We start from the raw sequence: 13720 nt of genomic DNA, 5'->3' as shown, positions 1-13720 counted from the left end.
AGTTAACGTAATGACAAAGTCGCTTGGTAATTAAGGTACGACAGAATCGCTTGGTGATCACAGAACAAATGGACGAGGAAGCGATTGACCGGTTGACAAAAATTGCTCAAAGACAGTGGAAAAGAACACTCGATGACCAAGCTGGCGTATCTTGGATAGAAAAACAACGCGCGGGTGAGCGTCAGCCACTGCCTGTTATGGAGCCGATATTAAGCGATAAAAGAGTTCATGAAATCCCTTGGGCCCAAGGAGAAAGTCCACAAGATATTTGGACAGAAAAATTCATTCTGGAGCCTGGAAAACTAAAATACCATCGTGGCGAGCTTTACAACCTATCCATTCGTTATGGAACCTTGAATGATGAGGAGCGTTTTATGATCAACGACCACATCATCCAAACGATTTCAATGCTAAGTCGTCTCCCCTATCCAGAGCATCTCAAGAATATTCCCGACATCGCAGGAGGGCACCATGAAAGGATTGATGGCAAGGGCTATCCCAGAGGTTTAAGTGAGGAACAACTCTCAGTACCGGCTCGTGTCATGGCCATCGCAGATGTTTTCGAAGCGTTAACATCCAGCGACAGGCCATATAAAAAAGCGAAGAATCTTGCTGAATCACTAAAGATTATGACCCATATGGCAACATCTGGGCATATTGACCCTAAACTCTACCTTTTGTTCCTTGAACACGAAATTGATCAAGAGTATGCACGAAAATTCCTCAAACCAGATCAAATCGTGCCAGTCGAGCGAGAAGATTATATTCACACGGTTAAAACGTATCTGAAATCGTCATTCTAGGTGATGCTTGATAGCAAATTGGGTATTTTTGAGAGAATATACGCGATCATATCTGGTATCGCACATCGAATACGCCAATAATCAGTCAATATTTAATCGATTGCCTTCACAAAGGTTGATGTATGTTCAATAGTCATGGACAATACGCTGCCTAATTGTGATTTATCTCATGGCTCGAAATAATTCATTTCTGGCTATCAGACTTATAGGCATGACCGATTATCAATTTTGAATTGCCGTTGGTAGGGTTGGCTCTCTGAGTTCACTGTATGAACGACATATGATAACTACCTCGTTTCTAAGGGAAAGATGATGGTAATACCAGAAAACAGCAGCATCGTTATTTTTGGTGCTTCGGGAGACTTGACGTATCGTAAGTTGATCCCAGCTTTATATCACCTTTATGCGAGTAAGCAGCTTCCAGAAAACTTCGCCATCTTAGGTGTCAGCCGCACGGAATATAGCGATGAGTCTTACCGTGAAAAACTGAAGCGTTCACTTCAGGAAATGGAAAAAACTGAGCCTGCAACACTCGATGCGTTTATCAACCATCTACATTACCAAGCTATCAACACGTCGGATACTGCAGACTACAGGAAACTGGTCACCCGCCTCGACCAACTTTCACAGCAGTATCATTTTGACCAACGTAATACTCTTTTCTACCTTGCCACTCCGCCTAGCCTATACAGTATTATTCCTGCCAGTTTGGCAGCACATGGCCTCAATAAGGAAGAAGATGGATGGAAACGTCTAATTATCGAAAAACCGTTTGGTTATGATTTAGAGTCGGCCCAGAAGCTCGATAAAGAAATCCACGGACATTTTGAAGAACATCAGATCTACCGCATTGACCACTACTTAGGCAAGGAAACGGTGCAGAATTTATTGGTGTTTCGTTTTTCTAATGCCATGTTCGAGCCATTATGGAATCGCAACTTTATTGACTATGTGGAAATCACTGGCGCAGAATTTCTTGGTGTCGAAGAGCGTGGCGGATACTACGATGGTTCAGGCGCTGTGCGTGATATGTTTCAAAACCATCTACTTCAAGTTCTTGCTATGGTGGGAATGGAACCACCAGCACAGATCAACGCAGACTCAATGCGTGACGAAGTGGTCAAAGTGCTTCAGTGTCTTAAACCTCTCGATGAAACTGCACTCAGAAATGATTTGGTGCTTGGCCAATATACAGAATCAGAAGTTCGCGGCCAGCACTTGGTCGGGTACCGTGAAGAACAAGGTGTGGCGGACGATTCACGCACAGAAACTTACATCGGCCTGAAAGCCTATATTAACAACTGGCGTTGGAATGGCGTTCCTTTTTATGTTCGTACAGGTAAAAGACTGCCGACTCGAGTCACCGAGGTCGTTATTCACTTCAAACAAACGCCGCACCCTGTGTTTGGTCAGAATGCTCCTGAGAATAAACTCATCATTCGCATTCAGCCTGACGAAGGAATCCAGATGAGCTTTGGCCTGAAGGAGCCGGGAGCTGGGTTCAAAGCAAAAGAAGTGTCTATGAACTTCCATTATGCTGATCTGCCTGAGACACAAATGCTAACGGCCTATGAACGTCTTCTTCTGGATGCGCTCAATGGGGATGCCACGCTTTTCGCTCGAAGTGACGCCGTGGAAGCATGTTGGCAATACGTACAGCCAATTCTAGACTTCAAACAGGACCCACAGGCCCTATTTGGTTATGCTTGTGGAACTTGGGGACCGAAAGAATCGGACGACCTTTTGAAACGTGACAATAGAGCTTGGCGTTTCCCTTGTAAGAATTTAACCGATACGGATTACTGTGAACTATGATCAACCATAAGATCTTCGATACAGCACAACAGGTTGTTGAAAGCCTCGCAAACGATGTAAAAGCGCTTAGCGACCTCGACCGTCCAGTGCACATATCACTGTCTGGTGGTAGCACACCCAAGATGTTATTTAAATTATTGGCGACCGACACGTATTCATCGTCAATTAATTGGAAAAATCTTCATTTCTGGTGGGGAGATGAGCGCTGCGTCGCCCCTAGTGACGCAGAAAGCAACTATGGTGAAGCCAACACTCTGCTTTTCAGTAAGGTTGATATCCCCGCTGAAAATATCCACCGTATTCGTGGCGAAGAAAACCCAGAGCAAGAAGTAGAAAGATTTGCCAATGAGATGATCGACGTTATCCCAGTCAAAAATGGCACACCTATTTTTGACTGGATACTACTTGGCGTAGGTGCAGACGGTCATACCGCATCTTTGTTCCCGGGCCAAACCAACTATGAAGATGAAAAGTTAGCAGTGTTAGCTTCTCATCCTGAATCAGGCCAGATCCGCGTTTCTAAAACCGCCAAGGTTTTGCAAGCAGCAAAACGAATTAGCTACCTTGTGCTAGGCGCTGGCAAAGTAGAAATCGTTCATGAAATTCATACCATTCCTGCCGCTAAGCTGCCCTATCCTGCAGCGAAAATCCAGTCACAAGCTGGTGAGACGGAGTGGTACCTAGATTCTGACGCAGCAGACAAAATCGCGTAACGCGAGCGTCCATTAAAAATTGGAGAAAAATAATGAAAGGTGATATCGGTGTTATAGGCCTAGCAGTAATGGGGCAAAACCTTATCTTAAACATGAATGACCACGGCTTTAAAGTCGTGGCTCACAACCGTACTGCTGCTAAAGTAGATGAATTCCTCCAAGGGCCAGCAAAAGATACGAATATTGTTGGTGCATATACACTTGAAGAGTTAGTCGAAAAACTAGAAATGCCTCGCAAAGTCATGCTCATGGTACGAGCCGGCGATGTGGTGGATACCTTCATTGAAGCACTTGTTCCACTTCTGGACAAAGGTGACATCATTATCGACGGTGGTAACACCAACTACCCAGATACTAATCGCAGAGTCGCCACCCTAAGAGAAAAAGGCATCCACTTCATAGGCACAGGTGTTTCAGGTGGTGAAGAAGGCGCGCGCTTTGGTCCTTCAATCATGCCTGGCGGTGCACCTGAAGCTTGGGAAGCCGTCAAACCCATCTTCCAAGGTATTTCTGCAAAAACTGAGGCTGGAGAGCCATGCTGTGACTGGGTTGGTAACGACGGCGCAGGTCACTTTGTTAAGATGGTTCACAACGGTATCGAATACGGTGACATGCAGCTTATCACTGAAGCCTATCAGTTTATGAAAGATGGTTTGGGTATGTCTTCAGACGAGATGCAAGCCGTCTTCTCAGATTGGAACAAAACAGAACTAGATAGCTATCTAGTCGAAATTACAGCCGATATCCTTGGCTATAAAGACGAAGATGGTGAGCCTCTGGTTGAGAAAATCTTAGACACAGCTGGTCAAAAAGGAACCGGAAAATGGACTGGTATCAATGCCCTAGACCTTGGTATCCCACTCACTCTTATTTCTGAGTCTGTGTTCTCGCGCTGTTTGTCGGCACTCAAAGACCAGCGCGTACAAGCAGAAACGCTTTTTGGTAAAACAATTACCCCAGTTCAAGGTGACAAGCAAGAGTGGGTAGACGCACTTCGTCAGGCGTTACTTGCATCTAAAATCATCTCTTACGCTCAAGGCTTTATGTTAATGCGTGAAGCATCTAACGAGAATGGCTGGGAACTGAACTATGGTAACGTCGCTTTGATGTGGCGAGGTGGCTGTATCATACGTTCTGCATTTTTGGGCAACATCCGAGATGCGTATGAAAAAAATCCTGATCTTGCTTTCTTAGGCTCGGATGACTATTTCAAAGATATTCTGCAAAACAGCCTAGCAGCATGGCGTAAAGTAGCCGCAAAATCTCTAGAGACTGGTATCCCTATGCCATGTACGACTTCTGCCCTTACATTTCTTGATGGTTACACAACGGCTCGTCTGCCTGCAAACCTACTTCAGGCCCAACGAGACTATTTCGGTGCTCACACATATGAGCGCATCGATCGTGAACGTGGTGAATTCTTCCATACAAATTGGACAGGGACAGGTGGCGATACGGCGTCTACGACTTACGACGTATAAATTCGCACTCCGACAATACAAACAGCCAGTATCACTGGCTGTTCTTTGTTAGCGTGAGCGCTTAACTTTGTACATTTCTTTATCGGCTCTTTCTATCCGCTCTTCTATCGACAACTCACAATCGTATTTGTGGCAACTGACACCACAACTAAATTCAATATTATAGGGCTTACCACTCTCTTGGTTTACTTTTGCCATATTGTCACTAAATCCAGAGAGGCTAGATTTGACCATTTCTGGAGTCGTATCAGACAAGAGTACAACAAATTCATCTCCACCCCAGCGCCCAACGACATCAGATTCTCGAAACCACCCGATAAGTTCCATGGCAAAAACTTTTAACACATGATCGCCCTCATGGTGCCCATATGTATCATTAATCGGTTTAAACTTGTTTAAATCAAAAACAATAATAGAACTATTGTGCTGCTTGCGCTTACATACCTGAAGAACCTGCTCTGCCAATGAAAGAAAACCTCGACGGTTAGAAATCATGGTCAATTCATCCAAGGTTGCCATCTGGACTGATTTGATCTCCTGCTCAATCATTGCACCTAGGTCTTGTAGAAGCTGACGATCCTCTGAATCCAAGTCCCTAGGCTTGCTGTCAATCAAGCAAAGTGTGCCAATATTGAGCCCCTGTCTAAGCTTAAGTGGGCAGCCCGCGTAAAAACGAATGTTAGGCGTATTCACTACCATAGGGTGATCACAAAACCGCTCATCACAAACAGCATTAGGAATAATAAATAGCCCATCACTATTAATCGCATGAGCACAAAACGACGTTTTTCTCTCTGTTTCTTCGACGTCAATGCCTTGGACAGACTTAAACCATTGGCGGTCTTCATCAATGAGGCTGACTAACGACATAGGGACACCAAACATGCGTTTGGCCATTCTGGTAACACGATCAAATCGCTCTTCATGAGCGGTGTCTAAAATGCCCAATGCTCTGAGCGCATGCAAACGTTCTGCCTCATTGTCCGGTATTTTCGGGGGTTTCATCACGCCTCCTCAGCTACACCTAAAGCAGCAATATGCCCGCAATAACATTAGCCAATTTCTCAAAAACAATAACTAAAGCTTAGTCCATATTGCAAGAAACAGGGGAACAGGGCTTAACCCACAATTGCATGCCTTGTAAAAATACAAAGAGGACAATGCGGCATTGAAACCACTACTTTATCGCATGGGTAATAAAACGCCGAATTTCATCATTTTGTATTGGCGCACGAAAAGAAGGCGTAATCTTAACTGGTGGAACAAAAATTCCTTTGTCCACTAAACGCTTTATCTCTGGAAGATGAATCAAGGCAGTTTTTCCGCAAAGCAAACTCATAAAATCGTCTTCTTTTTCATAAGTGTTCAACACCTCATGAAAACCTTTAAGGTAGAGATAATCCTTGGTGAAACCGCCACCTCGGTAGACTCGTGCTGTGATGGTAAACGCCAAATTATCATCAACACCATACTCCTCTTTCAGCATCATAAAGGTGGTTCTAAATGACTTTTCTTTGATCATTGAGTTCACCGCCAACACCCGAAGAGCAAGTATTTTAAGCCGTTTGATCGAGAGATGCCCTGCGAGATATTCACTAAGAATCGCCATTCCCTCTTGAGTCATGGTATTGACTGGACAGCCAATTGACAAAATCCTTAACGGCTGAGCTCTTGCATTGAGCGACGTTACCAGATGCACGCCTAGTTCATGGTGGGCAAGAGCATTCGCTTCAATCAATGGAACATTTGCTGTGACATTAATCTTTATAGAAGTGCCAGAGACAAGCGCGTTGGCAATCATATTATCATCAAGCACTAACTTATATTCGTAACCTTCATTTTGAGCAAATGTTTCCATAATAGACTGAATACCTTGAGCATCGATCAAAGTATTGTCATCATCCTCTGAATCAGGTAGATGAAGGATAAAGTTAGCGTTACGCATGTCTTTTTCGCTGGGTTCACCAAAGTATCGTAATGAGTTATACAGAAAATCTCTTTGACCTATGGTTTGTAGTTGATCGACTTTGTCAGCATACGATGCGATGACATCTTCATAGATTTTATGCAGATCGGGATCGCTAATGTCTTCAACGGGAAGGTTGTATAACGCACGTTTAAAATGAAACGCATTACACGGAACCTCCTTATACTCAAACTGAGGTTCAACCGAGTAGTTTTGCCTAAAGAAGTTTTCTTTTTCCTGTTTGTAATTCACTGGACTCACAGCATTCAGGATATCAATATCCTTTACCAATTGAGACAGTGATTCATCAACCAAAGCAACCTGTGTGAAGTCTACAGGGTCTGTGTTAGCGCCGTATTTTTTAGTCACTAGAAAGTCCTCTATGGGCCGCTTCGATAAACGAATTAGCTTACTATTTCAGTCAAATAACAATAAATTCAGTATGCTACCATTTCGCAAATTCGACAACCTCAGAGAGCCCAACGAAAAAACACCGACAGTATTTATACCTATACTAACCTTACAATATTGTTCATTTGGACATCTATAATGAAAAAGTCAGAAGCTATGCGAAAAGCTAGCGTAATCTACGGTGTGGATTTTCAAAGTAGTAATACGCATTTTTCAAAGATAAACAAATCACTGCCCGTATGGTGGTTGGAAGTATCACTTAAAAAAGTGAATAGTACAAAAATCCAAAATCTATTTTTTCTGCTGGAAGATGGCGATAGTATACATTTACTAAATATACCCACTAAATTCTTGCGTAAAAATAAGTCTGGTTTCTACACACGCAAAGATAATGACAAGGACCACATCTGCTTTAGGATAGATGTGAAGTCTTATCGGGAGCTTATGGGAACTAAGAGACAAATGATGAAGGAATTTATGGTTCTGCCACCCTCAGCATAAACCACCAAACGTCGTCTTCTTTGCTACTATAAGGATTTTAACATCCAGATGGAGACTTTAAGTAGCTATTATTAAACAATAAATTCAACATACATAAAATCAGTCCTCTAGAATTTTAGTCCGTATATTCAAGGCACACCTTTACTTTTGTGCGAATATTTCATTCTCACATATAATTTAAAGATCACGTATGCAAATGGTGGAATATAAATGGACTTTATCGAACGTATACAAGCACTATCAAAAAAATCTCACAAGTGTCTGATAACCTCGCTACTGAAGAAGCTACAAAAAATGCGTTAGTCATGCCTTTCTTACATTCTGTTCTGGGCTATGATGTTTTCGACCCAAATGAGGTCATTCCTGAGTTCACAGCAGATACGGGAACAAAGAAAGGAGAAAAAGTGGATTATGCTTTAGTAAAAGATGGGGCGATCCAGATACTTATAGAATGTAAAAAATATAGAGAACCACTGTCGACTAAACATGCCAATCAACTTTTCAGATATTTTTCAGTAACCAATGCAAGAATAGGCATATTAACTAACGGAGCAAAGTACCAATTTTATACGGATTTAGATGCCCCCAATAAAATGGATGAAAAACCCTTTTTGACACTAGATCTTGAAAATCTGGATGAGCATCTCGTTCCAGAGATTAAAAAACTAACTAAGTCTTCGTTTGACGTTGGGTCTGTTGTGGACGCAGCTGGAGAGCTCAAATATTTGAATCAAATAAAAAAAGTACTTCACGAACAGTTTAGTGAGCCAGAGGAAGACTTTGTAAAATTCTTCACATCTAAAGTGTACGAAGGCGTTCAAACAGCCAAAGTGAAAAGTCAGTTCTTAGAAATAACAACTAAAGCGTTAAAGCAATTTCTTAATGATAGCATTAACTATCGTCTGAAATCAGCTATTGGTGAAGAATCCAAAAGTTCTGAAAAGGTCGAACTTTCTGACTTTGCACAAGACGTAACCGATGATGTTACAGAAAACTCAAAAATACATACTACCGAGGAAGAAATCGAAGGTTTCAATATAGTTAAAGCGATAGTGAGACAGAAGGTTGAAGTTCATCGTGTGTATGCCAGAGATACGCAAAGTTACTTTGGCATTCTCTTGGATGACAATAATCGTAAGCCATTGTGTCGCCTTTGGTTTAACACTAAACAAAAGTACATTGGTCTTTTTGATGATTCGAAGAACGAAATTCGCCATCCAATAAATAGTGTTGATGATATTTTTAACTATTCACAGCAGTTACAAAATACCCTTACTTTCTATGATTAAATAACTCATAAGGGAGGTAATGTTAAAAAGCCGCCTCTCAATATCTTTATATTATTATATAGATTAATATTTTAAGTAAGACTTAATTGTATTTGTCACATATAATTTAACCAAAAAATGATATAGTCTTTAAATTAATCTATCGTATAGGATATATATGTCACAAAATGTCTCAATGAGGTGCTCAGGATATTATAATAAAAACTCAGACACTCAAAAAGCAGGAATTGATGCATGCTTACCATGGCTTCTCAATTCGATAGATAGCCCTTCATTTATTTGTCAATTTAATAGCAACCACATAAGCATTATGGATATAGGAACTTCAGAAGGGTCTAACTCTATTTATGCTTTTAAAAAAATAGTCCATTCAATAAGGAATAATACTGACAAAACAGTTTCTTTATACTTTTCAGACTTACCAACCAATGACTACAACCAGCTAATTTTGACATTATTTCCTCAAGGAGAAACAACGTTCTCTCAAGACAATATTCATACTTTTGTTAGTGCAGGTAATGCGTTCCAGGCTTTAATGCCTCCTGAGTCAGTACATATCGCAACTACTTACAATGTACTGGGATTTTTGGAAAAGACACCGGAGGCAAAGATACCGAATCATATTTTACCAATGCCACCAAGCACGTTGTCCCAAAATAAAAAAGCCAATCTCACTGAAGAGCAAAGACTGCCATTTAAGCTCGAAGCAGCAAAGAATCTTGCCGACTTCTTACATCATAGATCAATAGAGCTGTCAAAAAACGGAAAACTGTTGATTCAGACTTTTGGTAGAAATGAGAATATATCCTGCAGCGATGGAATTTATGATGTCTTGGCAGATGCTATTCTAGACTGTATTGAAGTCGGTTTTTTACCCTATGAATTCTATCAGTCATTAGTATTTCCTGTATATTTTCGGAGTATCGAAGAGCTACTTGAGCCTATTAAATACGATTCCGTGCTAGGAAAAAAGTTTGAAATCGAACATTTTGAATGTAAGGAAGTTGAAGTCCCATTTAATAGAGAGCTCGATAGAACTGGTGATTATGTTTTATGGGCTAATCGGTACACTTCTATGCTACGAGCTTTTTCCGAAACTTTTCTATATTCAGCCATACAGGGTTATCTTTCCGAGAATGATAAATCCCATGTGATCGACCACATTTATTCTAACGTGACCAAAAGGCTCATATCCTCACCTACTCAATATCCCTTTCGATACATAACCATTGCAGCTCTGCTAACGAGAAAATAACCACCTTGGATGGATTGCAAAAGACTAAAACAAGTAGGCTTTCGTCATTAGCTATCCATCTTAAAAGCTTCCTTGCGTAGGTGGTTTAGCGAGCATGATGTGAGGGGCCCATTATTGAGTTCCAAAAGATGTGAACAAACTACCAAACTCATTACTTGATGTGTTGGCAGTAATTTCGTTAAAGATCGCCTTAGGCTTGCTACTGAAATCTATAAGATTTCAACATTTATCCTCTAAATTTTTACATTCATTGAAGTTAAAAAATCACCCTATTTCTTTTTGACTATATACTTAATAGGTAAATTGGTTAGCTGATATGTTTGCGTAAAAAACTCTAACAGCAGCGACAAACTAGCCACCAACAACGTCGGTCAATTTAATCCTACAAGGAACGGATTGTATGAATATTGACAACACTATGAAACTCGTGTTTGGAGTTATCGCTATTGGCATCATCATAAGTGTCGCTACAGTGTTACAACTCAATGGATTACTGCAAAAAGTGGATGAAATGGCAACGATTCGTTACCAGTCTTATCAGGCAGCAGATGAGCTGCGACAAAGTTCTGATGATTTGACCCGTTTAGGACGAACATATGTGTTAACGGCCGATGAAGCATATGAAAAAATGTATATGGATATTTTGGCAATTCGAAACGGTGAAAAGCCGCGGCCAAAGAACTATCACACCATATATTGGGATCTTGTCATTAACTATGGACAGAAACCTAAAGCCGATGGAGAAAAAATTTCCCTGCAAAAGAGAATGGAAAACCTTGGCTTTACCGAATCCGAATTCAAACTGCTTAAACAGGCTCAGCAAAATTCAGATGCCTTGGTACAAATGGAAGTAAAAGCCATGAATGCAGTCAAAGGGTTATATCCCGATAGCTCAGGCAACTACACTCAAAAGGGAGAACCTGATTTAGCAATGGCAGCAAAGTTACTGCACAGTAAGGACTATCATCGTGAAAAAGCAAAAATCATGGAGCCCATAGAGACCTTTTTCCAACAGCTTGAAACGCGAACCAATCGCCAGTTTCAAACGGCAGCAAAAGAAGTCCAAACTACCGTTCTGATTGGTAACATTTCTTTGGTTGCTGTATTTATTATCGCCATTATTGGCTATGTCACAGTCAACCAAAAAGTCGTAAAACCTATTGATCAGATGGCAAAGTTACTGCAAAAAGTGGATAAAGACTCCGATTTAACATTACGTGTGAGTGAGAATAGTAATAATGAACTTGGTGTTATTGGCAGTACAATCAATAAAGTGTTGGTTAGCTATGCCAAAACCATCAGTAAAATCACTCAGGTTAACTCAACAATAGCGAACATCTCAAAAGCAATTCAGACGGTCACTCAGAAGAACATTGATATGGCTCGCCAACAAAATCAAGAAATGGAAATGGCAGCGACAGCGATGGAGCAGATGACGACAGCGCTCTCCAATGTAGCAGAGAACACCAGCACAGCAGAGCAGTATGCGGGTAGTGCCGAGAAAGAAGTCTCTACAAGCAAGTCTGTGTTTAACAAGACAACCAGTGAATTTACTCAGTTAGAGGGAGAGTTTACAAACACTTCTCAGATCATTCAGCAGTTAGCCGATGAATCAACTAATGTTGGTAACGTCTTGGACGTAATAAAAGCCATCGCAGAGCAAACCAACCTCCTAGCCCTCAACGCCGCAATCGAAGCGGCTCGCGCAGGGGAACAAGGTCGTGGATTTGCGGTGGTCGCCGATGAAGTCCGCTCTCTCGCTCAACGCACTCAAGACTCCACAGGAGAGATTGAAAGCATTGTAATGACATTGCAAGATAAAGCGAAAGAGTCAACGGGCACAATTCATAGTGGCGCAGAAAAAATGCAGTCTACGCGCTCTAACATGAGTATCGCTGACCAAGCCTTAAACACCATTCAAGGATCGGTAATAGAAATTCACAAGTTGAATACATCGATTGCAGCCGCTACGCAAGAGCAGTTGACCGTAAGTGATGAAATCTCCGGTAACTTGGCAACCATTAAAAACCTATCTTCAGACATGAATGACGCAATAAATCAACTAGGGCCAATTGTAGGCGATCTGCAATCTAGCGTTGGAGAACTCAATCAGGTGATAGCCGATATTCGAACATAGCGGTGTCGTGCAGGAGCAACGTAAGCATCTGAGTACCCTATATATTCATACCACTAGAAAGCTACCGCCATGCAAATTTGGCGGTTTTTTTATTGATATTAGGATCTCGGATATATCCTTGGAATATAGCAGCAATACACGTCTGGAAAACTACTCGTCAGTCTCTTGAACAATACAGTTTCTGCCCTTTGCTTTCGCTTGATACAATAACTTGTCTGCCCTATTTATTGTCTGCTCTATCGTTTCGTCTCGGCGATGAAAGGCGATACCAACACTAAGAGTGATAGAAAACTCTTGTTGGCCATGTTGAAAAATATGGCTGTTTACCGCTTGGCAAATTCGTTCGGCTAAAAGAAGGGGGGTGTCCGCATTCGATGACAATGTCACGGCAACAAACTCTTCTCCTCCATAACGAACACAAATATCGTCAGGACGCGCATTTTTTCTTATCTTTAACCCAGTCTGAGCCAACACCAAGTCACCTTGTGCATGTCCAAACTCATCGTTGACCTTCTTAAAATGGTCGATGTCCATAAATATTACCGACACAGATAGGTCTTGCTCTCGTTCAATTTTTAGTTGTAGATCATCTACCGTCTCATTTAAGTATCGACGGGTATATAAAGAGGTAAGTGGGTCTTTTATTGCCCTATCTTTGAGTTCAGCGAAGAGTCTTCGAGTGAGAAACAAAGAGGCGAGCGCAAAGAAAATAGCAAAGGCAAACGCTGCACCGATCACTCGATACCCATAATTTTGGATTTCCTTCTCAAGTTCATCGGTATAGAGACCGGTACCTATCACCCAGCCCCAAGGCTCAAAGGAAGCAACATAAGAAATCTTGGCGACGTTTTCTTCAGAATTCGGCTTAGGCCAGTGATAATGTACTAAGCCCCCTCCTGCGTTACTGACTCTAATAAATTCATTAAACATCTGCACACCATATGGGTCAACAAGGCCGCTGACATTGGTACCAACATACTTATCCGCATACGGATGCATGAGCAATATCCCGTCACCATCATTAATCCAATAATACCCATTGCGACCAAACCTCATGGCGCGTAATATGTCGATTGTTAATGCTTTTGCCTCTTCAACGGACACCAGCCCTTCAACTGAACGAGAATATTGCTGCCTCACGACACCAAGTGCTACATCGGATAGCTGCTTAGATTGACTTTGTTTTAAATCTGTCAGAGAGATGCTCAATCCATTGAAAAATATACCAAGAGATAGTGCTACCCCTAGCAAGCTTAAGGCAAAGATTATCTTTAATCTGCGTCCATGCTTTAAATCATAATATGAATCCATAACCATCAACTACTATCGAGACATTTTCCAGAACACAG

9 protein-coding genes and 2 pseudogenes are annotated in these 13720 nt (G+C 41.5%); 8 read left to right on the top strand and 3 right to left on the bottom strand.

What is annotated here, in order from left to right; all coding sequences use genetic code 11:
* Positions 1-62: 62 nt before the first annotated feature.
* From QQK21_RS04310 to gnd, 4 genes and pseudogenes are all read left to right on the top strand, one after another.
* Positions 63-803, top strand: a pseudogene (locus QQK21_RS04310) (HD-GYP domain-containing protein); the annotation flags it as partial.
* A 312-nt stretch (positions 804-1115) separates the two neighbouring features.
* A complete protein-coding gene (gene zwf / locus QQK21_RS04305; RefSeq protein WP_284190973.1) occupies positions 1116-2618 on the top strand; it encodes a glucose-6-phosphate dehydrogenase in 1503 nt (500 codons plus the stop codon).
* Positions 2615-3331 (top strand): 6-phosphogluconolactonase, encoded by a 717-nt coding sequence (pgl, locus tag QQK21_RS04300; RefSeq protein WP_284190970.1) that lies wholly within the window; start codon positions 2615-2617, stop codon positions 3329-3331. Before zwf ends, pgl begins: the two co-directional genes overlap by 4 nt.
* 32 nt (positions 3332-3363) lie before the next feature.
* Positions 3364-4812, top strand: a complete 1449-nt coding sequence (gene gnd / locus QQK21_RS04295) for a decarboxylating NADP(+)-dependent phosphogluconate dehydrogenase (protein ID WP_284190969.1) — start codon at positions 3364-3366, stop codon at positions 4810-4812.
* Positions 4813-4860: 48 nt separating this feature from the next.
* Here gnd and QQK21_RS04290 read toward each other — a convergent pair whose 3' ends face one another.
* Positions 4861-5817: a sensor domain-containing diguanylate cyclase gene (locus QQK21_RS04290; protein ID WP_284190968.1), complete on the bottom strand. Its 957-nt coding sequence runs from the start codon at positions 5815-5817 to the stop codon at positions 4861-4863.
* 172 nt (positions 5818-5989) lie between these two features.
* A complete protein-coding gene (locus tag QQK21_RS04285) occupies positions 5990-7147 on the bottom strand; it encodes a flavohemoglobin expression-modulating QEGLA motif protein (protein ID WP_284190967.1) in 1158 nt (385 codons plus the stop codon).
* 180 nt (positions 7148-7327) lie between these two features.
* Between QQK21_RS04285 and QQK21_RS04280 the strand changes: the two genes are divergently transcribed.
* The 4 genes and pseudogenes from QQK21_RS04280 to QQK21_RS04265 all read left to right on the top strand — a co-directional run bounded on the left by QQK21_RS04280 (position 7328) and on the right by QQK21_RS04265 (position 12371).
* On the top strand, positions 7328-7690 hold the full coding sequence (locus QQK21_RS04280) for a hypothetical protein (protein ID WP_284190966.1): 363 nt from the start codon (positions 7328-7330) through the stop codon (positions 7688-7690).
* A 210-nt stretch (positions 7691-7900) separates the two neighbouring features.
* Positions 7901-8979 (top strand): annotated as a pseudogene (locus tag QQK21_RS04275) (type I restriction endonuclease).
* 157 nt (positions 8980-9136) lie between these two features.
* Complete coding sequence (locus QQK21_RS04270; protein ID WP_284190964.1) at positions 9137-10234, top strand: class I SAM-dependent methyltransferase; 1098 nt, start codon at positions 9137-9139, stop codon at positions 10232-10234.
* Positions 10235-10634: 400 nt separating this feature from the next.
* Complete coding sequence (locus QQK21_RS04265) at positions 10635-12371, top strand: methyl-accepting chemotaxis protein (RefSeq protein WP_284190963.1); 1737 nt, start codon at positions 10635-10637, stop codon at positions 12369-12371.
* A gap of 150 nt (positions 12372-12521) precedes the next feature.
* Here QQK21_RS04265 and QQK21_RS04260 read toward each other — a convergent pair whose 3' ends face one another.
* Positions 12522-13682 (bottom strand): diguanylate cyclase, encoded by a 1161-nt coding sequence (locus QQK21_RS04260; protein ID WP_284190962.1) that lies wholly within the window; start codon positions 13680-13682, stop codon positions 12522-12524.
* Positions 13683-13720 lie beyond the last annotated feature (38 nt).

Source organism: Vibrio zhanjiangensis (assembly GCF_030161235.1).
Taxonomy (GTDB): Bacteria; Pseudomonadota; Gammaproteobacteria; order Enterobacterales; family Vibrionaceae; genus Vibrio; species Vibrio zhanjiangensis.
This window is presented reverse-complemented; position numbering and strand designations above follow the sequence as displayed.

What these genes read in the sequence shown, in the direction of transcription:
- QQK21_RS04290 (WP_284190968.1), bottom strand. Translation starts at nt 5,817, where the DNA reads ATGAAACCCCCGAAAATACCGGACAATGAGGCAGAACGTTTGCATGCG.
- QQK21_RS04260 (WP_284190962.1), bottom strand. Translation starts at nt 13,682, where the DNA reads ATGGATTCATATTATGATTTAAAGCATGGACGCAGATTAAAGATAATC.
- pgl (WP_284190970.1), top strand. Translation starts at nt 2,615, where the DNA reads ATGATCAACCATAAGATCTTCGATACAGCACAACAGGTTGTTGAAAGC.
- zwf (WP_284190973.1), top strand. Translation starts at nt 1,116, where the DNA reads ATGGTAATACCAGAAAACAGCAGCATCGTTATTTTTGGTGCTTCGGGA.
- gnd (WP_284190969.1), top strand. Translation starts at nt 3,364, where the DNA reads ATGAAAGGTGATATCGGTGTTATAGGCCTAGCAGTAATGGGGCAAAAC.
- QQK21_RS04270 (WP_284190964.1), top strand. Translation starts at nt 9,137, where the DNA reads ATGTCACAAAATGTCTCAATGAGGTGCTCAGGATATTATAATAAAAAC.
- QQK21_RS04280 (WP_284190966.1), top strand. Translation starts at nt 7,328, where the DNA reads ATGAAAAAGTCAGAAGCTATGCGAAAAGCTAGCGTAATCTACGGTGTG.
- QQK21_RS04265 (WP_284190963.1), top strand. Translation starts at nt 10,635, where the DNA reads ATGAATATTGACAACACTATGAAACTCGTGTTTGGAGTTATCGCTATT.